Here is a 25,318-nt window from a genome sequence, read left to right on the forward strand (position 1 = left end):
TCACGCTCCCGTGGCGACGAGGACGGCGGCGACCACCAGGACGACGGTGCCGGCGAGCAGCGCGCTCACATAGGTCTGCACATTGCCGGTCTGGGCGCGCCGTACGGCGATGCCGAGCCAGCGGGGTAGGGCGCCCGCCCCACGGACATAGGTGTCGACGACCTCGCGGTCGAGGAACCGGACGAGGCTCGCTCCGGCCCGGACCGGGCGGACGAACAGTGCCGAGTACACGGCGTCGAGGTGGAAGCCGACGGCCGCGTGCCGGTGCAGTGGGCCCAGTAGGGCCCGCCCCGGGTCGGCCGGGTCGGGTGCGTACGCCACGCCGCCGTACACGGGCTCGTGGCTGGCGATGGCCTCTGCCTCGACGAGTCCTGCGTCGCCCTCGGGGTGGGCGGCGACGGCGCCCAGGGGTACCCGGGCGGCCGCGGCCGACGTGCGCTGCCAGACGCCGTACGTGAGGAGTCCGCCTACCAGGGCGAGGCCCGTGCCCAGGACGGACGTGGCCAGGGTCGGGGCCAGGTCGCGGCCGTCGAACCAGTCGGGGAGCGTGCGGTAGGTGAGCCCGCCGAGGGCGAGGGACGGCACGGCGAGCACCCACAGCACGACGGTCATGGTGAGGGGCTGGCGGCCGTGGTCGGGGGCCTCGGCGCCCCGCCCGCGGAAGGCGAGCAGCCACAGGCGCGCCGCGTACGCGGCGGTGAGGACGGCGGTGAGAAGGCCCGCGACGAGGACGATCCAGCCCGCCGCGGCGGGGGCGTGCTCGGTGTGGCCGGTGGTGATGTGCTCGGCGGCGCCGAGGACGGACTCCTTGGAGAAGAAGCCGCTGAAGGGAGGGATCGCGGCGAGCGCGAGGAGCGCCACGGTCATCGTCCAGTAGGCGTCGGGGACACGGCCGCTCAGGCCGCGCATGCGGGACATGGCGGCCAGGGAGTTGGTGCCGGCGGCGTGGATGATCACGCCGGCTGCGAGGAACAGCAGTGCCTTGAAGGCGCCGTGCGAGAGGAGGTGGAAGACGGCGGCTCCGCGGTCGCCGACGGCGAGGGCGCCGGTCATGTAGCCGAGCTGGCCGATCGTCGAGTAGGCGAGAACGCGCTTGATGTCGTCCTGGGCGAGGGCGGCGAGGCCCGAGCCGGTCATCGTGACGGCGGCCATGACGGCGAGGACGACCATCGCGGCCCGGGAGGCCTCGAAGACGGGAAGGAGACGGGCGATGAAGTAGACGCCGGCGGCGACCATCGTCGCGGCGTGGATCAGCGCGGAGACGGGTGTCGGGCCCGCCATCGCGTCGGGGAGCCAGGTGTGCAGCGGGAACTGCGCCGACTTGCCGGCCACGCCCGCCAGGAGCAGGAGGGCGATGAGCGTCGGGTGGTCGAGTCCGCCGTGAGCGACGGCGGCGAGGACCTTCGTGATGCGGAAGGAGCCGGCGTCGGTGGCGAGGGCGAACAGACCGATGAGGAAGGGGACGTCGCCGAGCTTGGTGACCAGGAAGGCCTTGAGGGAGGCGGCGCGGGCCTCCGGGGTCTCCCAGTAGTGGCCGACCAGGAAGTAGGAGCAGATGCCCATGACTTCCCAGCCGACCAGCAGCACGATCAGGTCGCCGGAGTAGACGACGAGGAGCATCGCGGAGGTGAACAGGGAGACGAGGGCGGCGTACGAGGGATAGCGCGGGTCGTCGCGCAGGTAGCCCGTCGAGTAGATCTGCACGCAGGTGGCGACGAAGCCGACCAGGACGGCGACGAGGGCGGCGAAGCCGTCGATGTTCAGGGCGAGTTCGACGGGGATCGAGCCGGTGGGTGTGAGCTCGGTGGCGGCGTCGACGGCCGCGTCTCCGCCCTGGCGGACGGCAACCACCACGGCCAGCACGAGGGCGGTGAGGGTCGGCAGGACCGCGATCGGGCGGACGAAGCCGGGGGCCGTGCGGCCCAGGAGGAGGCCGGCGGCCGCCCCCAGGAACGGAAGGAGGGGGACGAGGGCGGCGAGGGTGGTCGTGGTCACGCGGTGGCCTCAGCCTTCCCGGTCCGGTCGGCCTGCTCGGCCGTGAGGGCTTCGCTGTCCTGGCCGTCGGGCTCGTGGCTCTCGGCGGAGTCGCGGAGCCTGTCGATGTCCGAGGTGCCGCGGTTGCGGTAGACGGCGAGGACGATCGCCAGGCCGATGCCGATCTCGGCGGCGGCGATGGCGATGGTGAACAGCGTCAGGGCCTGGCCCGAGTGCAGGGTCTCCTCGGCGGTCCTGCTGAGCCAGACGTCGAAGGCGACCAGGTTGAGGTTGACGGCGTTGAGCATCAGCTCGACCGACATGAGGACCAGGATCGCGTTGCGGCGGGCGAGGACGCCGTACAGGCCGGTGCAGAAGAGGAGGGCGGAGAGGACCGCGGGATAGGCGAGATGCATCAGCGGGCGCCTTCCTTGTCGGCCTGGTTCGTCCGGGTGCCGGGGAGGGTCGGGGCCGGCGCGTCGTCCGCCTTGGCCTTGCGGGACAGGACGATCGCGCCGACCAGGGCGGCGAGGAGGAGGACGGAGAGGGCCTCGAAGGGGAGGACCCAGTTCTGGAAGAGGCTGGCGCCGGTGACCTTCGTCGAACCGGCGGCCGGGCCGTCCAGGTCGATCCAGGTCGTGCGGAAGGCGTCGACGACGACCCAGACCAGGGCGGCGGCCGCGGCGATCGCCACGGTGAGGGCGGCCCAGCGGTTGCCGGAGTCGGCGTCCGGGGAGCGGCCGATCGGGGCCTTGGTGAGCATCAGCCCGAACAGGAGGAGGACGACGACGGAACCGACGTAGATGAGGACCTGCACCCAGGCGATGAACTCGGCGGTGAGCAGGAGGTATTCGACGGCGAGGCCGCCGAGGGTCACCACCAGCCACAGGGCGGCGTGGACCAGCTGCCGGGTGGTGACGGTGACGAGTGCGGCGCCGAACGTGACCAGACCGACGAGGAGGAAGGCGATTTCGACGCCGGTCGGGGAGAGGAAGCCGTGCTGTGCCTGAGCGAGGGTCACGAATCGCCTCCCTGAGGGCCTGCGGGGTCGGAGGGGGCGGTCGGCCCGGTCGGTCCGGTCGGTTCGGTCGGCCCGGTCTGCTCCGTTTGGGCCGCTGCCAGCTTCTCGGCGGTCTTGCGGGCTGCGGCGATCTCCTTCGGTTCCTCGGCGGCCGGGTCGAGGGCCGGCGGAGCCGGGACCGTCCACATCCACTCGCGGAGCTTGTCGCGTTCGTGGGTGAGGTCGCGGATGTCGGTCTCGGCGTACTCGAACTCCGGGGACCAGAACAGGGCGTCGAAAGGACAGACCTCGATGCAGATACCGCAGTACATGCACAGGGAGAAGTCGATGGCGAAGCGGTCGAGGACGTTGCGGCTGCGTTCGCGGCCGCCGGGGGTCGCCGCCGGGATCGTCTCCTTGTGGGAGTCGATGTAGATGCACCAGTCCGGGCACTCGCGGGCGCACAGCATGCAGACCGTGCAGTTCTCCTCGAACAGGCCGATCACACCGCGGGTGCGGGGCGGGAGGTCGGGCTGGGCGTCCGGGTACTGATCGGTGACGGACTTCCTGGTCATCGTGCGGAGGGTGACGGCCAGGCCCTTGGCCAGGCCGCTGCCGGGGATGCGGGGCCGGGTGGGCGGGAGAGGCTCGGCCATGGTTACTGGATCACCACCTTCACGACGCCGGTGAGGGCGATCTGGGCGAGGGAGAGGGGGACGAGGAGAGTCCAGGAGAGTTTCTGGAGCTGGTCCTCGCGCAGGCGGGGATAGGTGACGCGCAGCCAGATCACGAGGAAGGCCAGCACCGCCGTCTTCAGGAGGGTCCAGACCCACCCGAGGCCCTCCGCGCCCCAGGGGCCGTGCCAGCCGCCCAGGAAGAGGACGGTGGTCAGGGCGCACAGGACGACGATTCCGGCGTACTCGGCGAGGAGGAAGAGGGCGAAGCGCAGGCCGGTGTACTCGGTGTACGCGCCGAAGATGATCTCCGAGTCGGCGACGGGCATGTCGAAGGGGGGGCGCTGCAGCTCCGCGAGACCGGCGACGAAGAAGACGAGTGCGCCGGTGATCTGCCAGGGCAGCCACCACCACTCGAAGGCGTTGACGATGCCGGGGAGGGAGACCGTGCCGGCCGCCATCGCCACGGAGGCGGCGGCGAGGAGCATCGGGAGTTCGTAGGCGAGGAGCTGGGCGGCGGTGCGCAGGCCGCCGAGGAGGGAGAACTTGTTGGCAGAGGCCCAGCCGGCCATGAGGGCGCCCAGAACACCCACGCCCATCACGGCGAGGACGAAGAAGACGCCCGCGTCCAGGACCTGGCCGACGGCGCCCTCGCTCGGGCCGATGGGGATGGCGAGGAGGACCAGGAGGTACGGGAGAAGGGCCACGGCGGGGGCGAGCTGGAAGATACGGCGGTCGGCGCCTGCCGGGACCACGTCCTCCTTCTGCGCGAACTTCACTCCGTCGGCGATGAGCTGGGCCCAGCCGTGGAAGCCACCGGCGTACATCGGGCCGAGTCGGCCCTGCATATGGGCCATCACCTTGTGTTCGGTCTGGCCGATGATCAGAGGGAAGGTGAGGAAGACGCCGAAGACGACCAGGAGTCGCAGGGCGACGTCGAGCGCGTCGTTCACCGCGGGCCTCCTGTGGGGTTTTCGGGGGTGGGCTTGTCAGGGGCGGGGTCGTCGTCGGGCTGCGGTGCTTCGGGGGCCCGGTCCGCGGGCGGTACGGCTTCGGCGTCGGCGTCCGGTTCCGGCCGCTCCGGCTCCGGCCGCTCCGGCTCCGGCCGCTCCGGCTCCGGCCGCTCCGGCTCCGGCCGCTCTGGCTCCGGGCGCTCCGGTTCCGGCCGCTCTGGCTCCGCGTCCTTCTGTCCGGGCTCGTCGAAGGCCGGGCGGGCGTGGTGCCACGGGGCGTCGGAGCTGCGGGGCGGCGTGGTGGGGCGAGCCGGAGTCGGCGAGGTGCCAGGGGCGCCCGCCTGCTGAGTCGCCGGGCCCTCGGTGGCGCTCGGCTGCTGACTCGCCGGGCCCTCGGTGGCGACCGTCCGCTGACTCGCCGAGCCCTCGGCTGCGCTTCGCGCCCTCCGCTGTCCCGTCGGAGCCTGGGGAGTCGCCGGCGTCTCGGAACCCGTCGGAGCGTCCGCGCCCTCCGCGCCCTCCGCACCCACCGCCGCCTGGCTCGCCGAGCCCTCCGCCGCCGTACGGGTACGCCGAGCGGGACGTTCCCCCGCAGCCCGCGCCGGGCGTTCGCCCGCCGCGCGGCCCGCGCCCCGGGCCGGGCGGGCCGGGGCAGGGGGAAGCTGGCCCTTCAGGGGGCCCCACTCGTTCGGGTCGGGGACGCCGGGGGGAAGCATCTGGCGGCGCTTGGGGCCGCCGTGGTCCGACTCTCCGGGCTCCTTCGCCCCGGGCCAGGCCTTGGCGACCCGTGCCGCCAGGACGAAGTCCTTCCGCAGGGGGTGCCCCTCGAAGGCCTCCGGCAGGAGCAGGTGGTCCAGGGCCGGGTGGCCTTCGAAGACGACGCCGAACATTTCGTGGGTCTCGCGTTCGTGCCAGGCCGCGCCCGCGTAGACGTCGACGGCGGACGCGAGGGCGGGCGACTCGTGCGGGACCGTCGTGCGGAGCAGCAGCCGTCGTACGGGCGCCAGGGCGACCACGTGGGCCGAGACGCGGAAGCCCGTGCCGGGTTCGTCGACGGCGCTCAGCCAGTCGAAGTAGGTGCACCCGAGGTCGTCGCGGGCGGTGCGGAGCGCCACGGTCCAGGATGCCGGCGGTACGTCGACGGTCAGGACCTCGTACGACTCCTCCGCCGTGGCGTCCGTGCCGAAGAGGTCCTCGACGGGTGCCGGGAGCCAGCCCACTGTGGTCATCGCCCGTCCCCCTGGGTGACCGGGGCAGCGGGCGGCTTCACGAGCCCGCTCTGCAGGGCGGCGGCCGACGGCCGGGAAGCGCCGTACCGCTCCCCCAGCGACTCCCGCGCGATCTTCTCCTGGAGCTTCAGGATGCCCTGGAGAAGGGCCTCGGGGCGGGGCGGGCAGCCGGGGACGTACACGTCGACGGGGATGATCTGGTCGACGCCCTTCGTGACGGAGTAAGAGTCCCAGTACGGGCCGCCGCAGTTCGAGCACGCCCCGAAGGAGATGACGTACTTCGGCTCGGGCATCTGCTCGTACAGGCGCTTCACGGCGGGCGCCATCTTGTCCGTCACCGTGCCCGACACGACCATGAGATCGGCCTGGCGCGGGCCCGGAGCGAAGGGGATGACGCCGAGGCGGATGAAGTCGTGGCGGGCCATCGACGCGGCGATGAACTCGATCGCGCAGCAGGCCAGGCCGAAGTTGAAGACCCAGAGGGAGTAGCGGCGGCCCCAGTTCAGGATGACCTTCATCGGCTCGGGGGCGAGGCGGGCGAGGGCACCCAGCCGCTTCGGCTCCGGCAGCAGAACCGGCTCAACCGCCTCAACCGCCACAACCGCCACAACCGCCACAACAGGCTCCACCGGCCGACCCGCCTGCGCCGGCTGCCCGTTGGTGCCCGGCGTCACGTCCATGCCAGAACGCCCTTCTTGTATGCGTACAGCAGGCCCACGGCCAGGAAGCCGAGGAAGATGAACATCTCGACGAGGGTGGTGGCGCCGTAGCCGGGGGCGGCGAAGACCGTCGCCCAGGGGAACAGGAAGATCGAGTCGACCGCGAAGATGACGTACAGGAAGGCGTAGACGTAGTAGCGGACCTGGGTGTGGGCCCAGCCCTCGCCGACGGGGTCGACGCCGCACTCGTACGTCAGGAGTTTCTCGGGGGTGGGGACCACCGGGCGCAGCAGGCGGCCCGCCCCGAACGCGACCGCCACGAACAGCACGCCCACGACGGCGAGCAGTCCGACGACCGAATAGGACTGGAAGTAGTCCGCCGCGACGACGGTCGGTTCCCGCACGTCCGTCCCTCGCTCCCTGAGCTCGTGACCTGCACTCCTGGTGAACGCCGTTGTTCGACGATCTGTACGCACGGGAGTCTAGGCCCTGATAAAGACACGGTAAGCAGCGCTTCACGCCTTGAGCCACGGGGGTGGGGTTTTCCCCCGTCGGCAGGGGCGGCCGACCTCATGGCGCCGAGGGGCGCGGCGCGGCACGCTAGCCCATATGACCGCACCCAACCCCTCGACGGGCCCGGCCCGTTCCGGTGACGACGACCGTCTGCCCCCGGCCGGATTCGCCTACGACCCGCAGACGTGGAAGGAGATCACGCATCTCCTGGCGAACCTGCCCATGTCGCTGATCGGTTTCGTGTACGTGATGACGGTGCTGTTCACCGGCGCCACGCTGACGCTCACGGTGGTCGGGCTGCCGCTGCTGGCGCTCGGGCTGATGGGCGCGCGGCTGATGGGCAGGTTCGAGCGGGCGCGGGCGAGGGCGCTGCTCGGGCTGCGGATCGACGAGCCGAGCCCGCTGCCGCTGCGCCGGAGCGGAGGCCCGTTGCAGCGGCTGTGGCTGGTGCTGAAGGACTCGGTGGGCTGGCGCACGGTCCTGTACGACTTCATGCGGCTGCCCTGGGGGATTCTCACCTTCACGGTCACTCTGACCTCGCTGTTCGTGCTGTGGCCGGTGCTGCCGTTCCTGGCGCGCGGTCTCACCAACGCGGACCGGGCGATGGTGCGCGGGCTGCTCTCGCCCTCCGACGAGCTGGAGCGGCGCATCGCCGAACTGGAGTCCGACCGGGGGGTCGTGGTCGACACGGCCGCCGCCGACCTGCGGCGCATCGAACGCGATCTGCACGACGGGGCGCAGGCCCGCCTGGTCAACCTGGCCATGGGGCTCGGCCTGGCCAAGGAGAAGCTGCTGGAGGGCCAGGCCGACGAACACGTGGCGGCGATGGTCGAGGAGGCGCACGGCGAGGTGAAGCTGGCGCTGCAGGAGCTGCGGGATCTGGCCCGTGGGATCCACCCGGCCGTCCTCACCGACCGCGGCCTGGACGCCGCCCTGTCGGCGGTCGCCTCCCGCTGCACGGTACCCGTGAAGGTGACGGCCGACCTGGCGTCCAGACCGGCCGCGGCGATCGAGGGCATCGCCTACTTCACCGTCTCCGAACTGCTGCAGAACATCAGCAAGCACAGCGGGGCGAGGTCCGCGGCCGTGGACGTCTGGCGGGCGGAGGACCGGCTGCTCATCCAGGTGTGGGACGACGGGCGCGGCGGCGCGCGCCTCGACGGGGGTACGGGCATGCGGGGTCTGGCCGAGCGCCTCGACGCCGTCGACGGCCTGTTCGTCGTCGACTCGCCGCCGGGTGGTCCCACGACCGTGACGGCGGAACTGCCGTGGCGGGACCGGGCGGAGGATGCCCGCAGGGGGTAGGGAAAACCCCCCGCCCAAGACGCCGACGGACTCCATGGCCCGCCTGGCTGCGGCTGAGCAGAGTGGGCGTACGACAGCCGAGCCGCACCATGAGCAGAACGGACGAGCCGATGGCCACGCAGTTCGACGACGGACACGGGTACGGGTACCGGCACGGGTACGGGTTCGGGCATGACGGTCGGCCCGGCTTCGAGGAGGCTCGGCGGCGCCGGCTGCCCGCCGCGCTGCGCGCTCCCGTCGAGGCACGCCACTGGCGTGAACTCGCGTACGTCGTGCTGAGCCTGCCGATCGGCATCGTGCTGTTCACGTACGCCGTCACGATGGTGTCTCTGGGGGCGGGACTGCTGGTGACGTTCCTCGGTATTCCCGTGCTGGCGGCGGCGCTGGCGGGGTGCCGGGGCTTCGGGGCGCTGGAGCGGATGCGGGCGCGCGGGCTGCTCGGTCTGGAGGTGGCCGACCCCGAGCCGCTGCGGGTGCGGAAGAACGGTGTGACGGCGTGGATGGGCGCCGTCCTCAAGAGCGGCACGTCGTGGCGGAACCTGCTGTACGCGGTGGTGCAGTTGCCGTGGGCGGTGTTTTCCTTCGGGGTCGCGGTGGCGTTCTGGGCGTACGGGTGGACGCTGCTGACGTATCCGCTGTGGTTCTGGCTCTTCCCCCTGTACGGCGGACAGGACGGGCTCCAGCTGTACGGCGACGAGACCCACCGGATCTACCTCGACAACCCCTTCGAGATCGGCGTGACGGCGCTGGTGGGGCTGCTGTTCACGCTCGCCACGCCGTGGATCGTGCGGGCGCTGACGATGGTGGACCGGGTGATGGTGCACGGGCTGCTCGGGCCGTCGCGGCTGGCGTCGCGGGTGGTGGAGCTGGAGTCGGACCGGGGGGTCGTGGTCGACACGGCGGCGGCCGATCTGCGGCGCATCGAGCGGGATCTGCACGACGGGGCGCAGGCGCGGCTGGTGTCGCTGGCGATGGATCTGGGGCTGGCGAAGGAGAAGCTCGCGGAGGACCCGCGGGCGGCGGCGCGGATGGTGGACGAGGCGCACGGCGAGGTGAAGACGGCGCTGCAGGAGCTGCGGGATCTGGCGCGGGGGATTCATCCGGCGGTGCTGACGGACCGGGGGCTGGACGCGGCGCTGTCGGCGGTGGCGTCGCGGTGTGCGGTGCCGGTGCAGGTGGACGTGGATCTGCCTTCGCGGCCGGCTCCGGCGATCGAGGGGATCGCGTATTTCACGGTGTCGGAGCTGCTGCAGAACATCAGCAAGCATGCGCGGGCCACGTGGGCGGCGGTGGATGTGTGGCGGGTGGAGAACCGGTTGATGTTGCAGGTGGTGGATGACGGGGTGGGTGGGGCGGATGCGGGCCGTGGGTCGGGGCTGGCCGGGCTTGCGGGGCGGTTGGATGCGGTGGACGGGATTCTGGTGGTGGAATCGCCGGTCGGGGGGCCTACGCGGGTGACTGCGGAGCTGCCCTGGCGGGGGTGAGCGGGGGGTGCCGAGGGGAGGTTTTCGCCCCGCCGCCAGGGGGCTGCGCCCCCTGGACTCATGGGCCTGTGCCCATCCACCACCCGACTCGGTTTCCTGAGGGAACACGCCCTTTTCCCGTTGCCCGACACAAGCGGCTGCCGATGCTGGAATGCTGGACTTGTGCCGGGGGGCGGGACGGAGTCGGGCTGTGGGGGGCCGAGGATCGTGGAGGACAGGGTGCGGGTGGTCATCGCCGAGGATTCAGTGCTGCTCAGGGAGGGCCTGACCCGGCTGCTGACGGACCGCGGTCATGAGGTCGTCGCCGGTGTCGGGGACGCGGACGCGCTGGTGAAGACGATCACCGAGCTGGACGGGGAGGGCACGCTGCCCGACGTCGTGGTGGCGGACGTGCGGATGCCGCCGACGCACACCGACGAGGGGGTGCGGGCCGCCGTACATCTGCGCAAGGCGCATCCGGGACTCGGGGTGCTCGTGCTGTCGCAGTACGTGGAGGAGCGGTATGCCACCGAACTGCTGGCCGGTTCCAGTCACGGGGTCGGATATCTGCTGAAGGACCGGGTGGCCGAGGTCCGGGAGTTCGTGGACGCGGTGGTGCGGGTCGCGCAGGGCGGTACGGCCCTCGATCCCGAGGTCGTCGCGCAGCTGCTCGGGCGGAGCAGGAAGCAGGATGTGCTGGCGGGGCTGACGCCCAGGGAGCGGGAGGTCCTGGGGCTGATGGCCGAGGGGCGGACCAACTCCGCCATCGCCAAGCAGCTGGTCGTGAGCGACGGGGCCGTGGAGAAGCACGTCAGCAACATCTTCCTGAAGCTGGGGCTGTCCCCGAGTGACGGGGATCACCGGCGCGTTCTGGCGGTCCTGACCTACCTGAATTCGTGACTACCTGACACCGTGTCAGTGGACATGTGTCCACGAGCGAGAACCGAACCATGAGCGGGGTGCGTCTTCACCAGCAACGCCGGGGGGCGGGAAATCATGACAAGTCAGGGTGTCGCGATCACGACACGTCGCGGTGTCGCCGCCGCGACGCGACAGAGCGTCGAGTCGTCTCGAAGGGGGGACCATCATGCGGATGACCCGGGGAAGGCGACCTTCACGGACGTAGGGTTGGTCCTGGGAGGGCCTGCGGGAAGGCCGCTCCCGAACAGCCGCCTCGAGGGAGGTCCAGTTCAGTGACCAGTCAGGTCAGCAGCCCAGCGGAGCAGGCCGACGGAGCCGTCGTAGGAGAGCAGCGCAAAGCGGCCGGGGCGAAGGACGTCCGCCGCCTCGACCGGGTGATCATCAGGTTCGCGGGGGACTCGGGTGACGGCATGCAGCTCACCGGTGACCGCTTCACATCCGAGACCGCGTCCTTCGGGAACGACCTGTCCACCCTGCCGAACTTCCCCGCCGAGATCCGCGCCCCCGCCGGCACGCTCCCTGGCGTCTCGTCCTTCCAGCTGCACTTCGCCGACCACGACATCCTCACGCCCGGCGACGCGCCGAACGTGCTGGTGGCGATGAACCCGGCCGCCCTGAAGGCGAACATCGGCGACCTGCCGCGCGGCGCGGAGATCATCGTCAACACGGACGAGTTCACCAAGCGGGCGATGCAGAAGGTGGGGTACGACACCTCGCCCCTGGAGGACGGCTCGCTCGACGGCTACAGCCTGCACCCGGTGCCGCTGACGAGCCTGACGGTGGAGGCGCTGAAGGAGTTCGACCTCACCCGGAAAGAGGCCGAGCGCAGCAAGAACATGTTCGCGCTGGGCCTGCTGTCCTGGATGTACCACCGGCCGACCGAGGGCACCGAGACGTTCCTCAAGTCGAAGTTCGCCAAGAAGCCCGACATCGCGGCCGCCAACATCGCCGCCTTCCGCGCGGGCTGGAACTTCGGCGAGACCACCGAGGACTTCGCGGTCAGCTACGAGGTGGCCCCGGCGGCGAAGGCCTTCCCGGTGGGCACGTACCGGAACATCTCCGGGAACCTGGCGCTGGCGTACGGCCTGGTCACGGCCTCGCGCCAGGCCGATCTACCGCTGTTCCTGGGGTCGTACCCGATCACGCCGGCCTCGGACATCCTGCACGAGCTGAGCAAGCACAAGAACTTCGGCGTACGGACCTTCCAGGCCGAGGACGAGATCGCGGGCATCGGCGCGGCGCTGGGGGCGGCCTTCGGCGGGTCGCTGGCCGTGACGACGACCTCCGGCCCCGGTGTGGCGCTGAAGAGCGAGACCATCGGGCTGGCCGTCTCGCTGGAGCTGCCCCTGCTGGTGATCGACATCCAGCGCGGCGGTCCGTCCACGGGTCTGCCGACCAAGACCGAGCAGGCGGACCTGCTGCAGGCCATGTACGGCCGCAACGGCGAGGCCCCGGTCCCGGTGATCGCCCCGCGCACCCCCGCCGACTGCTTCGACGCGGCCCTCGAGGCGGCCCGCATCGCGCTCACCTACCGCACGCCGGTGATGCTGCTGTCCGACGGCTACCTGGCCAACGGCTCCGAGCCGTGGCGCATCCCGGACCTGGACACGCTGCCCGACCTGACCGTGCAGTTCGCGCAGGGTCCGAACCACACCCTGGACGACGGCACCGAGGTCTTCTGGCCGTACAAGCGCGACCCGCAGACCCTCGCCCGCCCCTGGGCGGTCCCGGGCACGCCCGGCCTCGAGCACCGCATCGGCGGCATCGAGAAGGAGGACGGCACGGGCAACATCTCGTACGCCCCCGCCAACCACGACTTCATGGTGCGTACGCGACAGGCGAAGATCGACGGGATCGAGGTCCCCGACGTCGAGGTGGACGACCCGCACGAGGCGCGCACCCTCGTCCTGGGCTGGGGGTCGACGTACGGGCCGATCACCGCGGCGGTACGGCGGCTGCGCACGGCCGGGGAGTCGATCGCGCAGGCGCACCTGCGCCACCTCAACCCGTTCCCGCGGAATCTCGGCACGGTTCTTCAGCGTTACGAAAAGGTGGTGATCCCCGAGATGAACCTCGGCCAGCTCGCCACGCTGATCCGGGCGAAGTACCTGGTCGACGCCCACTCGTACAACCAGGTCAACGGCATGCCGTTCAAGGCCGAACAGCTCGCCAAGGCGCTCAAGGAGGCCATCGATGGCTGAGACGTCCACGGAAGGCACGGGCACGATCGAGGCGCTCTCGCTCGTCCCCAAGGCCGAGGCCAGGCAGTCCATGAAGGACTTCAAGTCCGATCAGGAAGTGCGCTGGTGCCCCGGCTGCGGTGACTACGCGATTCTGGCCGCGGTCCAGGGCTTCATGCCGGAGCTGGGCCTGGCCAGGGAGAACATCGTCTTCGTCTCGGGAATCGGCTGTTCGTCGCGCTTCCCGTACTACATGAACACGTACGGAATGCACTCCATCCACGGCCGTGCGCCGGCGATCGCGACGGGGCTCGCGACCTCGCGGCGGGATCTGAGCGTGTGGGTGGTCACGGGTGACGGCGACGCGCTGTCGATCGGCGGCAACCACCTGATCCACGTCCTGCGTCGCAACGTCAACCTGAAGATCCTGCTGTTCAACAACCGGATCTACGGCCTCACGAAGGGCCAGTACTCGCCGACCTCCGAGGTCGGCAAGATCACCAAGTCGACGCCGATGGGATCCCTGGACGCGCCCTTCAACCCGGTGTCCCTCGCCATCGGCGCGGAGGCGTCCTTCGTGGCGCGGACGATCGACTCCGACCGCAAGCATCTGACGGAGGTCCTGCGGCAGGCGGCCGCCCATCCGGGCACCGCGCTGATCGAGATCTACCAGAACTGCAACATCTTCAACGACGGTGCGTTCGATGCGCTGAAGGACCGGCAGTCGGCGGCGGAGGCGCTGATCAGGCTGGAGCACGGGCAGCCGATCCGCTTCGGCGCCGACGGTGCGCGGGGCGTCGTACGGGATGCGGTGACGGGTGACCTGAAGGTCGTCACGGTGACACCGGAGAACGAGGGGCAGATCGTCGTGCACGACGCCCACTCCGCCTCACCGACCACCGCTTTCGCCCTGTCCCGCCTGGCCGATCCGGACACCCTCCACCACACGCCGATCGGTGTGTTCCGTTCCGTGGAGCGGCCGGTGTACGACACGCAGATGGCCGACCAGCTGGACACGGCGATCGAGCAGAACGGGAAGGGTGATCTGGCGGCGTTGCTGGCGGGTGGGGACACCTGGACGGTCGTCGGCTGACCGGGCCGGGCGAGGACCCTTCAGGGCCTGGGCGCTGTCCATGGCGCCCAGGCCCGTGGTCTGCCGCCGGTCCGCAGCACCGCTCGCTCCCCCGCCCGGCAGCCCTGCGCCGCCGCGGTCGGCGGGCGCTCGGTCTCCCGCCGGGAGAGCACGCCGCTGCTCACCCCACGACCCACCACTCCTCCAAGTCGTCGAGCCGTTCCTCCATGAGGGCGTCGACAGCCCTGCCGATGCGAGCCTCCAGCGATTCCGGCGGCAGCTCCCGCCGGGCGTCGGCCGTCCGTACCCAGTACTCCACGAAGAGGGGATTGCGGCGCAACGTCTTGAGGACCCCGAGCAGTTCGCTCCGGTCGATCGCACCGACACGGTGAGCCAGCAGTATGAGCGAGTACTGCCGATTGGCAGTGATCATCTGTCGGCGTCGGTCCTCGGACAGGTCGGTCAAGGTGCTCAGGGTGTCGGCCAGTGACGGATCGTCGATCGACCGGTCCATCTGCTCCACCAGTAGGCTCTGCAGGCTGATCAGGTTCGCCCGGTGCATCTCCTCCGCCACCCGAGCCAGGCCCTCAGCCACACGGGCTGTGCCCTCAGCCATGGCGACGCCCATTCGGACGAGTTCCCGGAAGCGGTCTTCCTGGTGAGGCTCAGCCACTCCGGCACCCCCGCGCAGTAGTCGAAAACCTCGGCCTTCATGCTGCCCGACGGCGCAAGTCTGCGCGGGAGGCGGACGGGGGGCGCATGGATGGATGCACGGCCCGCGACGTCCGCCCCCTGCATCACCTCACGACGCCCGACGTCGGACGTGACGCAGATTCGTCCCTCACACACCGCACCAGGGCGCCCGGGGGTCACACGTCCGGGATGTCCCTCTTGGCACGAATCAGCGTCTCGCGGGTGATGACGACGATGCGCTCGTGATCGCCGCGGACCGCGCCCGGCGGAAGGGAGGCGTCCAGGGCAACGGTGGCTTCGGTGCCGATGACGGCAAAGGTCCCGTCACTCAGCTCGAAGATGTCCGGACAGGTTTCCCCGGTTTGGCTGCCCCTCAGCCTGGGTGGATCTCCGAGGCGGCGGACGATGTCAAGGGCAGGAATTTCGCGCGGCACTCGGAGCCTCTTCTATGACCGAACAGAGTCCGGTTTCCGTGACCGAACTGAGTCCGGTCACGTTATCAAGATCTTCTCTGCGAAGCTGGGCCTTCGACACCCTTTGCTGTGAAGAAGTACCTTCGATCGGAGGCATCCGAGCCGGCCCGGTGCGGATCCCCTGAAGCACGTCGACCGAGTTCCTCATGATGACTGGTTCTCGCCGGACGGACCCACGATCCACCATTCGTCCGGATCTTCGGCCAGTTCCTCCAGCATGATGTCGACGGCGGCACCCACTCGCGCCTCCATGGAGTCCGACGGGAGGCTACGACGGTGCTCGGCCGTCCGGTCCCAGTACTCGGCAAAGACCGCATTCCTGCACAAAACACGCAGGTGCCCAAGGAGTTCGTCCCAGTCACAGACACCGACACGATGAGCCAGCAGCAGGTTGCCGTACTCCCTGTTGGCGAAGAGCATCTGACGGCGCCTGCCCTCGGACAGCCCTGGCAATGTACTCAACACGTCGGCCAGAGAAGGGTCGTCGATCGTCCGGTCCACCTGCTCCACGGTCAGCCGGTACTGCTGGATCATGTTCGCCCGGTGGATCTCCTCGGTGATCAGCGTGAGCTGTCGGAGCAGTTCCAGCAACAGTTCCTCCTGGCGCCGACGACGAGCGCCGCGAGCGAAGAACGCCCGCATCAGGCCGAGTCCCGCGATTGCCGCAGAACCGATACTGCGCGCAACCCTTTTCTGTGTGGCCATGTCAAGGCATCCCCCTGGGTCCGGTACCCGTGCACCGGGTGGCATCGCGGGAGGTGCACGGTGGGCGTAGCTCTCCACATCCAGCGTGCCGGGCGACACCTGTCGGCGCGGGAGGCGGAGAGGGGGCGCATGGAAGGACGTGTCTCGCATGTCGACCAACGCCCCGACGTATATGTGCCCCCTCGACGCTGCCCACATTCCTTCAGTCATACCCGGCCCGACGCGTCACCCCTGCTCAGAGCCGTTCTTGCGCGCGTCGTACGCCTCTCGCGCCTCCAGCACGTCCACCATCCGCTCCTGCGTCCACGCCGCGAGACCCCGCACCTGCTGGGCCGCCTCACGCCCCAGGTCCGTCAGCGAGTAGTCGACGCGCGGCGGGATCACCGGCTTGGCGTCGCGGTGGACCAGGCCGTCGCGCTCCAGGGTCTGGAGGGTCTGGGTGAGCATCTTCTCGCTGACCCGGCCGATGGTGCGGCGCAGCTCACTGAAGCGGTACGGGCGGTCGAGGAGCTCGATGAGGACGAGGACCCCCCAGCGGCTCGTCAGGTGCTCCAGGACCAGGCGGTACGGGCACATCGCCTCGCCGGTGTCGTACTTGCTGCTCACTACCTGGGTACTTACGGCCATGCCAGTACCTTACTTCCAAGTGGGTACTTTCCAGAAGTTAGCGCACCTCCTAGGGTTAGTGACAGAAAGGCACCCCACAAGGAGATCCCAGATCATGAGCATCGTTGTCACCGGAGCCACCGGACACCTCGGCCGTCACGTCGTCGAGCAGCTGCTGGAGAAGGTTCCGGCGGAGCAGATCACCGCCGTCGTACGCGACGAGGCGAAGGCCGCCGACTTCGCGGCCCGCGGCGTGAAGCTCGCGGTCGCCGACTACAACGCCCCCGAGACCTTCGACACCCTCTTCGACGCCGGCGACAAGGTGCTGCTCATCTCCGGCAACGAGTTCGACAAGGGCCGTGTGCAGCAGCACAAGGTCGTCATCGAGGCCGCCAAGGCCGCCGGTGTGGCGCTGCTCGCCTACACCAGCGGCCCGGGCACCCTGACCGCCGCGCTCGCCGACGACCACCGCGGCACCGAGGAGGCGCTCCTCGCCTCCGGCGTGCCCTACACGCTGCTGCGCAACGGCTGGTACCACGAGAACTACACCGAGAACCTCGCGCCGGTGCTCGAGTACAACGCCGTCGTCGCGGCCGCCGGCGAGGGCCGCGTCTCCTCCGCCTCCCGCGCCGACTACGCGGCCGCCGCCGTCGCCGTGCTGACCGGCGAGGGCCACGAGAACAAGACGTACGAGCTGGGCGGCGACGAGGCGTGGAGCTTCGCCGAGTACGCGGCGGAGATCGGCAAGCAGACCGGCAAGGAGATCGGCTACAACTCCGTCTCCGTCGAGGCCTACACCGAGATCCTGGCCGGCGCGGGGCTGCCGGGTCCGCTCGCCGCGATCCTGGCGGGCGTGGACGCCTCCATCGAGAAGGGCGAGCTGGTCGTCGGCAGCGGTGATCTGTCCCGTCTGATCGGCCGTCCGACGAGCCCGATCTCCGAGGCGATCGCCGCCGCGGTCAAGGGCTGACACTCCGACCCTCGCCTGTCATGACCGTATAGCGATACGGGCATGACAGGCGAGGGTGCTCGGCGCTACCTTCGTGCAGGCGAGCAGGACGTACGAAGGAGGGCCCCGTGGGCGGGACGTCGAAGGGCGAGCGGCGGACAGGTCTGCTGAACGGCTTCGCGGCCTATGGGATGTGGGGCCTCGTCCCGCTCTTCTGGCCGTTGCTCAAGCCCGCCGGGGCGGTGGAGATCCTCGCCCACCGGATGGTGTGGTCGCTCGCCTTCGTGGGCGTCGCCCTCGTCGTCATCCGTCGCTGGTCCTGGGCCGGTGAGCTGCTGCGGCAGCCGCGCAGGCTGGGGCTCGTCGCGGTCGCCGCGGCCGTCATCACCGTCAACTGGGGCGTCTACATCTGGGCCGTGAACTCCGGGCACGTCGTCGAGGCCTCGCTCGGGTACTTCATCAATCCCCTCGTCACCATCGCCATGGGCGTGCTGCTCCTGAAGGAACGGCTGCGGCCCGTGCAGTGGGCGGCGGTGGGCGTCGGGTTCGCCGCCGTTGTTGTGCTCACCATCGGGTACGGGCGGCCGCCGTGGATCTCCCTGTGCCTCGCCTTCTCCTTCGCCACCTACGGCCTGGTGAAGAAGAAGGTCAATCTCGGTGGCATCGAGTCGCTGGCCGCCGAGACCGCGATCCAGTTCCTGCCCGCGCTCGGATATCTGCTCTGGCTCGGCTCGCAGGGCAATTCCACCTTCACGAGCGAGGGTGCGGGGCATGCGTCGCTGCTCGCCGCGACCGGGGTCGTCACCGCGCTGCCGCTGGTGTGTTTCGGGGCGGCCGCGATTCGCGTGCCGCTGTCCACGCTGGGGTTGCTGCAGTACCTTGCGCCCGTGTTCCAGTTCCTGCTCGGCGTCGTCTACTTCCATGAGGCGATGCCGGCCGAGCGGTGGGCGGGGTTCGCGTTGGTGTGGCTGGCGTTGACGCTGCTTACCGCCGATGCGTGGCGCTCCGCGCGGGGGGCGAGGCGGCCGGTGGACTTGCCCGAGGTTTCCCGGCCGGCCTCCACCCGAGTGGACGTCTGACCGGGGGCTCCGCCCCCGGACCCCCGACCTTCGCCCCCCACCACCCGACTCGGCCGGACAAGAGGTGACCCCCGCCTGGGACTCCGCGCCAGACCCCGCGGGACCTCCGTCCCCCACACCCCTGCACCCGACCACCCAACTCGGCCGGACCAGAGGTAACCCCCGCCCTGGGACTCCGCCCCAGACCCCGCGGGACCTCCGTCCCCCACACCCCTGCACCCGACCACCCAACTCGGCCGGACCAGAGGTAACCCCCGCCTGGGACTCCGCGCCAGACCCCGCGGGACTTCCGTCCCGCACACACACCCCTGCACCCCTGCACCCGACCCGGCCGGACCAGAGGTAACCCCCGCCCTGGGACTCCGCCCCAGACCCCGCGGGACCTCCCTCCCCCACACCCCTGCACCCGACCACCCGATGGCCCGAACGAGGCCGCCCCGGCCGGCACGGGTTCTGGGGCGGAGCCCCTGCCAGGCTTGCGGCGAAGCCGCATGGTGGTGGCCCTTCGGTTGACCGACCTCAAGCGCCGGACGGGCTTTGTTGCTGGGCTGATCAGCTGCTCCGGCTCTGGGTGTCCGCAGCCCTTGCTCTGTGGGCCCGTACCTTTTCCCGGTTGCCGCAGTGTTCCATCGCGCACCAGCGGCGGCGGGCCGGGCGGGAGGTGTCGACGAACAGCAAGTAGCAGTCGTGGGCGGCGCATTCGCGGATGCGGTCGGCGTGGGGGCCGGTGAAGAGGTCGATCGCGTCTCGGGCGATGGTTGAAAGGAGGTGGGTGGTTGTGGCGCCGGGGGCCCAGGTGCGGGTGCCGTCCGGGGCGATGCGGGACACCAGGGGTGGTTCGGCGGCGGCCTCGTTGATCACGGCCAGGTGGCGGGGGTGCAGCGGGCGGCCGTGCGCCCGGTCCGCCGTGAGGAGGAAGAGCGCGTTGCGGAAGGTGCGGGTGCGCTCCAAGTCAGCTTCTTCTACGGCGAGTTCGAGACCTTCTGGCAGGCGGCTGCGGTCGGCCCAGGCAGTCAGGTCGGACGGCTCGTGCAGCGTCTCGTAGCGGGCGAAGGCGCCCGGGCCGCCGGTCGTCAGCAGTTCCAGGCAGAGTGCGCCGGGGTCGAATCGGTAGGGCTTCCCGTCGTGCGAGATCAGGGTCAGGCCGGGTGACGGTTGCGGTGATTCCGGCGATTCGGTTGCAGGCCCGCTCATGTAACCAATATAACCGGTTACATGACGCAGACAGCCCCCGCACCCGTGCACTGGAAGCTCGTCATCGACTCCGCCGACCCGCACGCCCAGGCCGACTTCTGGGCCGCCGCGCTGCACTACGAGGTCGAGGACAACAGCGCGCTCGTCGAGCGGTTGCTGGAACTCGGCGCGCTGCCGGGCGCGGCGACCGTCGAGTTCCACGGCCGCCCGGCCTTCCGGGACCTGATCGCCGTACGGCATCCGGACGATCCGTACGACGGGGACAGCGGCACCGGGCTCGGGCGGCGGCTGCTGTTCCAGCGCGTACCGGAGGCGAAGACCGTCAAGAACCGGCTCCATCTGGATCTGCATCCGGGCGAGGGGCGGCGAGCCGGTGAGGTCGAGCGGCTGACGGGGCTGGGGGCGAGTGTGCTGCGGGAGGTGAAGGAGCCGTCCGGGTCGTGGGTGGTGATGGCGGATCCGGAGGGGAACGAGTTCTGCGTGCACTGACGCCAAAGCATCCCGAGGGGGTTCGGTTCCGTTATCTGAACTCCCTGTCCAAATAGCGCTCTTGACGGAGAGTTTGCCTCAGCTTCACCATCCAGGCACCCCATTCACTGAGGAACCCTGTGGCCACCCCATGGGGTTTCCCTCTGGAATTCGGAGCCCCCCACCATGAAGCTCTCCGTTTCCGGGCGGGCGACGGCGGCTGCCGTCGTCGCGACCGTCACGCTGCTCGCCACCGGGTCCATGGCCGACGCGGCACCCCCATCACCGAAGGTCGCCGCGGCACCCGACATCCCCCTGGCCAACGTCAAGGCCCATCTCACCCAGCTGCAGTCCATCGCCACCGCCAACGGCGGCAACCGCGCGCACGGCCGCGCCGGTTACAAGGCGTCGCTCGACTATGTGAAGGCGAAGCTGGACGCGGCCGGATTCACCACCACGATCCAGCAGTTCACGTCCTCCGGACGCACCGGCTACAACCTGATCGCCGACTGGCCCGGCGGCGACACCACCAAAGTCGTGATGGCGGGCTCGCACCTCGACAGCGTCACGTCCGGCCCCGGCATCAACGACAACGGCTCCGGATCGGCCGCCGTCCTGGAGACCGCGCTCGCCGTGGCACGGGCGAACTACCAGCCCGCCAGACATCTGCGGTTCGCGTGGTGGGGTGCGGAGGAGCTGGGCCTGGTCGGCTCCCGCTACTACGTCAACAACCTGTCCGCAGCGAACCGTTCACGGATCAGCGGCTATCTGAACTTCGACATGATCGGGTCACCGAACCCCGGCTACTTCGTCTACGACGACGACCCCGCCATCGAGAAGACCTTCAAGGACTACTACGCCGGCCTCGGCATCCCGACCGAGATAGAGACCGAGGGCGACGGCCGCTCCGACCACGCGCCCTTCAAGAACGCGGGCGTTCCGGTGGGCGGGCTGTTCACCGGCGCCGACTACATCAAGACGGCGGCACAGGCGGCCAAGTGGGGCGGCACGTCGGGGCAGGCCTTCGACCGCTGCTACCACTCGTCGTGCGACACGGCGTCCAACATCAACGACACGGCGCTGGACCGGAACAGCGACGCTGTCGCCTACGCGGTGTGGGGGCTGTCCGCGTAGGCCGAGCCAACCCGGCCGGACCCCCGGCCGTACTACCTACTGGGCCTCCGCGGCGCGGGCCCGTTCCGCCAGGCGGCCCATGCGGGTGCGGGCCGACTCCAGCTGCTCGACGTCCTCGGCGGCCGGACCGCCCTCGGCCGTGAGCTCGGTCCACAGGCCGAGCAGGTCGCACCCCAGGGCCAGGCCCTGCACGGGGTCGCGTACGGCACGCCAGGCCGCCGCCGCGCTCTGGACGTTGCCGTACGCGGCCTCCGCGTCCCGGGTGCGGCGGCGGATGCGGGCCAGGTCGAGGGAGAGGTGGAAGGAGCGGAGCGGGTCGCCGGCCAAGTAGGCGATGTACGCGGTGAGTTCACGCAGCCGGAGCACCTCGGGGTGCTCCGGCCCCAGCGTCTGCGAAGCCTCTCCCACGGTTTGCTCCGCGAGGGCGGCCGCGGTCTCGATCCTGCCCGCCTTCACGGCCTCGTTGATGCGTCCCATCGGCTCGGCGAGCAGCGCCGGAGCGCTGCCGTCGCCGGGGGCGGTGAGCGGTTCGTCGCCGAGGACGGCTTCGGCGACGGCGTCGAAGCCTCGGGCGGGGGTCGGCTTGGGGTCGGGTTCGGGGCCGGGGTTGAGGCCGGCGGCGAGGTCGGACTCACGGTGGGCGGTGGACTTGCCGGTCACGACGGGTACGGGTGCGAATGTCGCCTCCGGTTCCGCGTCCATCGCCGGCGGGGGGCCGAACTCGCCCGTGGGGGCCGCGACCGTGCCGGGCATGGGCGCCGGCGGGACGGGGCCTGCGGCGGCCGTCTTCTCCGGCCCCTCCGACACCGCCCGCAGGGCGAACGTCGGCGCGGGGTCGCCGGCCGAGTGCGGCTCGGGCAGCGACCGCAGCGGGAACGTCGGGGTGGCGTCCCGCACCGGCTCCCGCACCGCCGCCTCCATCGACTCCCGCACCGGCTCCTCCATCGACTCGTGCACCGGCTCGTGCACCGGCCGAAGCACGTGTGTGGGCTTGTCGTGGTGCGGCCGCGGCGGTTCCACGGAGGCTGCGGGCGACTCGGACGGCGCGGTCGCCTCTGCCCGCGCCCCCTCCGGCCCGGCCTCCTCCGGCGCAGCCGCGCGCACCGGTTCCGCCGTGAAGTGGCTGGAGCCGTCCATGTCCACCCTCAGGTGTACGACGTAACCGATGCGCTCGTCGTGGACCGTGGCGAGGACGGGGTGGCCGGTGGCGAGGGCGATGCGGTGGAGGTGGCTCAGGACGGCCTGCTGGATCTCCTGGCCGGGCGCCGCGACGACCGGGACGCCCCCGATCGACGCACCGACCGCACCCGGGCCCTCCCCGGTGACGCTGACGTCCAGCGGCGCCACCACGGGTCCCGCCGAGCTTGCGGCGTAGTTCTCTTCCCGCTTCTTGTCGCGGCTGAGTCGAGACATCGGTTCCCTCACTCGCAGGCGCCGGTCGGACGACGGGACGGCTCGTCCGGGATCCATGGTGCTCCCTTCCGCGCCGCGTCCGCCGCCTCTCGGCACCGGGGACCCGGCGTGGTACCAGGATCCCGTCGTACACGTACTGTTGAGTCTCTCCGCTCGCTCCCGATCCTCACGTCACCACGACGTCACAGCCTCGTTCCAGGAACTCATGCTCCGTCAGGAAACCACGCGGGAGCCGTTGAGGATCAGGGCGGCCGGGTGATCGGAGCGACGACGGAGGAGTACGAGGATGCGGACGACGGTCGTGCGGCAGGGGCCGGAGATCTGGCTCCGCGGGCCGGTGGACATACCGGAACAGGAGCCGGCCCACCCCTCCGTCACCGCCCGGCGCTTCTCCTGGGTGGCCACGCACGGAGGGGCGGGCACCACCACACTCGCGGCGGTCTACGGCGGTCACGACTGCGGACGCGACTGGCCCGGCCCCGGCCATCCGCACTCCGTCCTCCTCGTCGCCCGCACCCATGCCGCCGGGCTCACCGCCGTTGTGCGCACCATCGAGGTCTTCCGGCGCGGGGAGGCTCCGGCCGGGCTCGACCTCGACGCCGTGGTGCTCGTCGCGGACGCGCCGGGACGGCTGCCGCGCCCGCTCGCCCAGCACGTCCGGCTGATCGAATCGGTGATAGACGTCTACCGCGTGCCGTGGGTGCCCGCTTGGCGGGTGGGCGATCTGAGCGGCCGTCCGCCCCGCGAGACGGAAGCCCTGGCCCGGCTCACGGGCGGGCGGTCCCGCTGACCGTGGAGGGAAGGCAGGACGCCGCCGACGGCCGGGACTGCGCCGAGGCGAACCGCCCCGGTGATTCCGTCGCCGATGTCGCCGGTGCCGTACGGTCGGGGCGGATGCGGGCCGTCGACGTCGTCGCGGCCGCCCTCGAACGGATCGGCCGGGTCGACCCGGCCCTGTGCGCGTTCGCCGAGGTGTGGGAGGAGGCCGCGCTGCGACGGGCCGCCGAGGTGGACGCGCGGGTCGCCGACGGGGAGCGGCCGCCGTTGGCCGGGGTGCCGATCGGCGTGAAGGGGCGGCGCGGGCTGCGTACGGCGGGCCCGCTGATCGCGGCCGGGTGTGTGCCCGTGGGCGCCACCTCCGTGCCCGGCCCGGGAACTCCCTGGCAGACGTGGGGACTTGGGGCGCACGGCCGTACGGTCAACCCTTGGCGGGCCGATCGCACGCCGGGCGGTTCGTCGGCCGGGTCCGCCGCCGCTGTGGCCGCCGGGCTGGTGCCGCTCGCGACCGGGAGCGACGGGGCGGGGTCGGTGCGTATCCCCGCGGCCTGGTGCGGGGTGGTCGGGCTCAAGACCACCAACGGGCGGCTGCCGTCGGGCGACCGTACGGGACTCGCGGCTCCAGGGGTGCTCGCCCGGTGCGCGGCGGATGCGGAGGCGTGGTGGCGGGTGGTGTCGGGGGGCGCGGCGGCTGATGCCGCACCGGCGCCCAGTCCCCTTGCCGCCCTCGCCCCGACACCCCTTGCGGCCTGGTCCTCGGACCTCGGCTTCGCCGACCCCGATCCGGAACCGGTCGCCCTCGCCCGCGCGGCGGCCTCACGCCTCGCGGACGCGGGCGTCGTACGAACCGTACGACCGCACCCCGCCCTCCGGCTCACCGACCCCGCCCCCGCCTGGCTCGCCCTCCGCTCCCCCGATACCGTCCCCGACCCTCGCGCGGCCCTGCACGTCCGCGCCGAGACCAACCGGCGGCTGGACACCCTGTTCACCCGCGCCGACCTGCTGCTGACACCCACGACCCCCACGGCCCCACACGGCCACGAAGGCCCCGGCGACCGCTACTCCACCGCACTGACCTGGGCGTTCAACCTCAGCGGGCATCCCGCGATCAGCATCCCGGCGGGGTTCGGCGCGGACGGCTGTCCGGTGGGGCTCCAGGTGGTGGCGCCGCACGGCGGGGAGGCGCTGTTGCTCGCGGTGGCACGGGCCGCCGAGCGCACCCTCGACAATTGAATGCACAAGCATATAATGCATGAGCGTGTAATTGTCGTACGCCGATCACTTGGGGATCCCATGACGACCCGCCGCTTCCTGTTCGTGCTGGGCAGCAGCCGCACCGACGGCAACACCGAGCTGCTCGCCCGCAAGGCCGCCGAGCAGCTGCCCTCCGACGTGGAGCAACAGTGGATCAGCCTGGCCGAGCACCCGCTGCCCGACTTCGTGGACCTGCGGCACGACAGCGACCACGTCCGCCCCACCGAGGGCAACGTGGCGCTGCTGCTCGACGCCACGCTCGCGGCGACGGACATCGTGATCGCGTCGCCGGTGTACTGGTACTCCGTGTCCGGCCACACCAAGCGTTACCTGGACCACTGGTCGGGCTGGCTGCGCACCCCCGGCCTCGACTTCAAGGCGACGATGGCCGGGCGCACCCTCTGGGGCGTCGCCGCGCTCGCGGACGATCAGCCGTCGGTCGCCGACCCGTTGGCCGGAACGCTCCACAACTCGGCCGCGTACATGAGGATGCGCTTCGGCGGGATGCTGCTGGGCAACGGCAGCAGGCCGGGCGACGTACTGAGGGACACGGAGGCACTGGCGCACGCCAAGACGTTCTTCGCGCGGGAGGCTCCGCCCGCCCGGTTCGCCCACGAGCCGGCCTGACGG

At 71.0% G+C, this 25,318-nt stretch carries 26 protein-coding genes; 12 read left to right on the top strand and 14 right to left on the bottom strand.

From position 1 onward, the window contains the following. The 8 genes from ABZO29_RS19035 to ABZO29_RS19070 are packed head-to-tail and all read right to left on the bottom strand — an operon-like array spanning position 1 to position 6,893. A complete protein-coding gene (locus ABZO29_RS19035) occupies positions 1–1,995 on the bottom strand; it encodes an NADH-quinone oxidoreductase subunit L (RefSeq protein ID WP_367321387.1) in 1,995 nt (664 codons plus the stop codon). Next, positions 1,992–2,390 (bottom strand): NADH-quinone oxidoreductase subunit NuoK, encoded by a 399-nt coding sequence (nuoK, locus tag ABZO29_RS19040; protein ID WP_367321388.1) that lies wholly within the window; start codon positions 2,388–2,390, stop codon positions 1,992–1,994. The genes ABZO29_RS19035 and nuoK overlap by 4 nt, the downstream gene beginning before the upstream one ends. Next, on the bottom strand, positions 2,390–2,995 hold the full coding sequence (locus ABZO29_RS19045; protein WP_367321389.1) for an NADH-quinone oxidoreductase subunit J: 606 nt from the start codon (positions 2,993–2,995) through the stop codon (positions 2,390–2,392). Before ABZO29_RS19045 ends, nuoK begins: the two co-directional genes overlap by 1 nt. Then, entirely contained in the window at positions 2,992–3,630 is a 639-nt protein-coding gene (locus ABZO29_RS19050) for an NADH-quinone oxidoreductase subunit I (protein WP_367321390.1), read from the bottom strand. The genes ABZO29_RS19045 and ABZO29_RS19050 overlap by 4 nt, the downstream gene beginning before the upstream one ends. A gap of 2 nt (positions 3,631–3,632) precedes the next feature. Continuing rightward, positions 3,633–4,601, bottom strand: coding sequence for an NADH-quinone oxidoreductase subunit H (locus tag ABZO29_RS19055; RefSeq protein WP_367321391.1), 969 nt, complete (start codon positions 4,599–4,601; stop codon positions 3,633–3,635). Next, positions 4,598–5,830, bottom strand: coding sequence for an NADH-quinone oxidoreductase subunit C (locus ABZO29_RS19060; protein WP_367321392.1), 1,233 nt, complete (start codon positions 5,828–5,830; stop codon positions 4,598–4,600). The genes ABZO29_RS19055 and ABZO29_RS19060 overlap by 4 nt, the downstream gene beginning before the upstream one ends. Next, a complete protein-coding gene (locus ABZO29_RS19065; protein WP_367321393.1) occupies positions 5,827–6,510 on the bottom strand; it encodes an NADH-quinone oxidoreductase subunit B in 684 nt (227 codons plus the stop codon). The genes ABZO29_RS19060 and ABZO29_RS19065 overlap by 4 nt, the downstream gene beginning before the upstream one ends. Next, positions 6,501–6,893, bottom strand: coding sequence for an NADH-quinone oxidoreductase subunit A (locus tag ABZO29_RS19070; RefSeq protein ID WP_367321394.1), 393 nt, complete (start codon positions 6,891–6,893; stop codon positions 6,501–6,503). The genes ABZO29_RS19065 and ABZO29_RS19070 overlap by 10 nt, the downstream gene beginning before the upstream one ends. A gap of 205 nt (positions 6,894–7,098) precedes the next feature. Between ABZO29_RS19070 and ABZO29_RS19075 the strand changes: the two genes are divergently transcribed. The 5 genes from ABZO29_RS19075 to ABZO29_RS19095 all read left to right on the top strand — a co-directional run bounded on the left by ABZO29_RS19075 (position 7,099) and on the right by ABZO29_RS19095 (position 13,964). Then, positions 7,099–8,307: a sensor histidine kinase gene (locus tag ABZO29_RS19075; RefSeq protein ID WP_367321395.1), complete on the top strand. Its 1,209-nt coding sequence runs from the start codon at positions 7,099–7,101 to the stop codon at positions 8,305–8,307. Positions 8,308–8,417: 110 nt separating this feature from the next. Then, positions 8,418–9,791, top strand: a complete 1,374-nt coding sequence (locus ABZO29_RS19080) for a sensor histidine kinase (RefSeq protein ID WP_367326177.1) — start codon at positions 8,418–8,420, stop codon at positions 9,789–9,791. 219 nt (positions 9,792–10,010) lie between these two features. Beyond that, positions 10,011–10,670: a LuxR C-terminal-related transcriptional regulator gene (locus ABZO29_RS19085; protein ID WP_367326178.1), complete on the top strand. Its 660-nt coding sequence runs from the start codon at positions 10,011–10,013 to the stop codon at positions 10,668–10,670. A 293-nt stretch (positions 10,671–10,963) separates the two neighbouring features. Beyond that, complete coding sequence (locus ABZO29_RS19090) at positions 10,964–12,892, top strand: 2-oxoacid:acceptor oxidoreductase subunit alpha (protein ID WP_367321396.1); 1,929 nt, start codon at positions 10,964–10,966, stop codon at positions 12,890–12,892. Beyond that, positions 12,885–13,964 (top strand): 2-oxoacid:ferredoxin oxidoreductase subunit beta, encoded by a 1,080-nt coding sequence (locus ABZO29_RS19095; protein ID WP_367321397.1) that lies wholly within the window; start codon positions 12,885–12,887, stop codon positions 13,962–13,964. Before ABZO29_RS19090 ends, ABZO29_RS19095 begins: the two co-directional genes overlap by 8 nt. A gap of 160 nt (positions 13,965–14,124) precedes the next feature. Here the strand turns inward: ABZO29_RS19095 and ABZO29_RS19100 are convergent, their stop codons facing one another. From ABZO29_RS19100 to ABZO29_RS19115, 4 genes are all read right to left on the bottom strand, one after another. After that, positions 14,125–14,616: a DUF6082 family protein gene (locus ABZO29_RS19100; protein ID WP_367321398.1), complete on the bottom strand. Its 492-nt coding sequence runs from the start codon at positions 14,614–14,616 to the stop codon at positions 14,125–14,127. A gap of 196 nt (positions 14,617–14,812) precedes the next feature. After that, positions 14,813–15,070: a hypothetical protein gene (locus tag ABZO29_RS19105; RefSeq protein ID WP_367321399.1), complete on the bottom strand. Its 258-nt coding sequence runs from the start codon at positions 15,068–15,070 to the stop codon at positions 14,813–14,815. Positions 15,071–15,253: 183 nt separating this feature from the next. Continuing rightward, positions 15,254–15,814 (bottom strand): DUF6082 family protein, encoded by a 561-nt coding sequence (locus tag ABZO29_RS19110; protein ID WP_367321400.1) that lies wholly within the window; start codon positions 15,812–15,814, stop codon positions 15,254–15,256. Positions 15,815–16,039: 225 nt separating this feature from the next. Continuing rightward, positions 16,040–16,441 (bottom strand): winged helix-turn-helix transcriptional regulator, encoded by a 402-nt coding sequence (locus tag ABZO29_RS19115; RefSeq protein WP_367321401.1) that lies wholly within the window; start codon positions 16,439–16,441, stop codon positions 16,040–16,042. A 94-nt stretch (positions 16,442–16,535) separates the two neighbouring features. Here ABZO29_RS19115 and ABZO29_RS19120 point away from each other — a divergent pair, with 94 nt between their 5' ends. Beyond that, entirely contained in the window at positions 16,536–17,390 is an 855-nt protein-coding gene (locus tag ABZO29_RS19120) for an SDR family oxidoreductase (RefSeq protein ID WP_367321402.1), read from the top strand. A gap of 107 nt (positions 17,391–17,497) precedes the next feature. After that, positions 17,498–18,448: an EamA family transporter RarD gene (gene rarD, locus ABZO29_RS19125; RefSeq protein WP_367321403.1), complete on the top strand. Its 951-nt coding sequence runs from the start codon at positions 17,498–17,500 to the stop codon at positions 18,446–18,448. Between the two features lie 552 nt (positions 18,449–19,000). Here the strand turns inward: rarD and ABZO29_RS19130 are convergent. Next, positions 19,001–19,642, bottom strand: coding sequence for an ABATE domain-containing protein (locus ABZO29_RS19130; protein WP_367321404.1), 642 nt, complete (start codon positions 19,640–19,642; stop codon positions 19,001–19,003). A 21-nt stretch (positions 19,643–19,663) separates the two neighbouring features. Between ABZO29_RS19130 and ABZO29_RS19135 the strand changes: the two genes are divergently transcribed. Beyond that, positions 19,664–20,131, top strand: a complete 468-nt coding sequence (locus ABZO29_RS19135) for a VOC family protein (RefSeq protein WP_367321405.1) — start codon at positions 19,664–19,666, stop codon at positions 20,129–20,131. Between the two features lie 165 nt (positions 20,132–20,296). Then, on the top strand, positions 20,297–21,244 hold the full coding sequence (locus tag ABZO29_RS19140; protein WP_367321406.1) for a M28 family metallopeptidase: 948 nt from the start codon (positions 20,297–20,299) through the stop codon (positions 21,242–21,244). A 36-nt stretch (positions 21,245–21,280) separates the two neighbouring features. On the opposite strand, the gene ABZO29_RS19145 is transcribed toward ABZO29_RS19140, so the two are convergent. Continuing rightward, positions 21,281–22,657, bottom strand: a complete 1,377-nt coding sequence (locus ABZO29_RS19145; RefSeq protein ID WP_367321407.1) for a tetratricopeptide repeat protein — start codon at positions 22,655–22,657, stop codon at positions 21,281–21,283. Positions 22,658–22,943: 286 nt separating this feature from the next. On the opposite strand from ABZO29_RS19145, the gene ABZO29_RS19150 reads away from it, so the two are divergent. The 3 genes from ABZO29_RS19150 to ABZO29_RS19160 all read left to right on the top strand — a co-directional run bounded on the left by ABZO29_RS19150 (position 22,944) and on the right by ABZO29_RS19160 (position 25,315). After that, positions 22,944–23,447, top strand: a complete 504-nt coding sequence (locus tag ABZO29_RS19150; protein ID WP_367321408.1) for a DUF6668 family protein — start codon at positions 22,944–22,946, stop codon at positions 23,445–23,447. 104 nt (positions 23,448–23,551) lie between these two features. After that, complete coding sequence (locus ABZO29_RS19155) at positions 23,552–24,667, top strand: amidase (RefSeq protein ID WP_367326179.1); 1,116 nt, start codon at positions 23,552–23,554, stop codon at positions 24,665–24,667. A 60-nt stretch (positions 24,668–24,727) separates the two neighbouring features. Next, positions 24,728–25,315 carry a flavodoxin family protein gene (locus tag ABZO29_RS19160; protein ID WP_367321409.1) on the top strand — a complete coding sequence of 196 codons (588 nt, stop codon included), beginning with the start codon at positions 24,728–24,730 and terminating at the stop codon, positions 25,313–25,315. Positions 25,316–25,318: the final 3 nt, after the last annotated feature.

This window comes from Streptomyces sp. HUAS ZL42, from assembly GCF_040782645.1.
Lineage (GTDB): Bacteria > Actinomycetota > Actinomycetes > Streptomycetales > Streptomycetaceae > Streptomyces.

What these genes read in the sequence shown, in the direction of transcription:
- ABZO29_RS19110 (WP_367321400.1), bottom strand. Translation starts at nt 15,814, where the DNA reads ATGGCCACACAGAAAAGGGTTGCGCGCAGTATCGGTTCTGCGGCAATC.
- ABZO29_RS19130 (WP_367321404.1), bottom strand. Translation starts at nt 19,642, where the DNA reads ATGAGCGGGCCTGCAACCGAATCGCCGGAATCACCGCAACCGTCACCC.
- ABZO29_RS19155 (WP_367326179.1), top strand. Translation starts at nt 23,552, where the DNA reads ATGCGGGCCGTCGACGTCGTCGCGGCCGCCCTCGAACGGATCGGCCGG.
- ABZO29_RS19120 (WP_367321402.1), top strand. Translation starts at nt 16,536, where the DNA reads ATGAGCATCGTTGTCACCGGAGCCACCGGACACCTCGGCCGTCACGTC.
- ABZO29_RS19065 (WP_367321393.1), bottom strand. Translation starts at nt 6,510, where the DNA reads ATGGACGTGACGCCGGGCACCAACGGGCAGCCGGCGCAGGCGGGTCGG.
- ABZO29_RS19050 (WP_367321390.1), bottom strand. Translation starts at nt 3,630, where the DNA reads ATGGCCGAGCCTCTCCCGCCCACCCGGCCCCGCATCCCCGGCAGCGGC.
- ABZO29_RS19140 (WP_367321406.1), top strand. Translation starts at nt 20,297, where the DNA reads ATGAAGCTCTCCGTTTCCGGGCGGGCGACGGCGGCTGCCGTCGTCGCG.
- ABZO29_RS19095 (WP_367321397.1), top strand. Translation starts at nt 12,885, where the DNA reads ATGGCTGAGACGTCCACGGAAGGCACGGGCACGATCGAGGCGCTCTCG.
- nuoK (WP_367321388.1), bottom strand. Translation starts at nt 2,390, where the DNA reads ATGCATCTCGCCTATCCCGCGGTCCTCTCCGCCCTCCTCTTCTGCACC.
- ABZO29_RS19080 (WP_367326177.1), top strand. Translation starts at nt 8,418, where the DNA reads ATGGCCACGCAGTTCGACGACGGACACGGGTACGGGTACCGGCACGGG.
- ABZO29_RS19115 (WP_367321401.1), bottom strand. Translation starts at nt 16,441, where the DNA reads ATGGCCGTAAGTACCCAGGTAGTGAGCAGCAAGTACGACACCGGCGAG.
- ABZO29_RS19135 (WP_367321405.1), top strand. Translation starts at nt 19,664, where the DNA reads ATGACGCAGACAGCCCCCGCACCCGTGCACTGGAAGCTCGTCATCGAC.
- ABZO29_RS19145 (WP_367321407.1), bottom strand. Translation starts at nt 22,657, where the DNA reads ATGTCTCGACTCAGCCGCGACAAGAAGCGGGAAGAGAACTACGCCGCA.
- ABZO29_RS19150 (WP_367321408.1), top strand. Translation starts at nt 22,944, where the DNA reads ATGCGGACGACGGTCGTGCGGCAGGGGCCGGAGATCTGGCTCCGCGGG.
- ABZO29_RS19160 (WP_367321409.1), top strand. Translation starts at nt 24,728, where the DNA reads ATGACGACCCGCCGCTTCCTGTTCGTGCTGGGCAGCAGCCGCACCGAC.
- ABZO29_RS19060 (WP_367321392.1), bottom strand. Translation starts at nt 5,830, where the DNA reads ATGACCACAGTGGGCTGGCTCCCGGCACCCGTCGAGGACCTCTTCGGC.
- ABZO29_RS19075 (WP_367321395.1), top strand. Translation starts at nt 7,099, where the DNA reads ATGACCGCACCCAACCCCTCGACGGGCCCGGCCCGTTCCGGTGACGAC.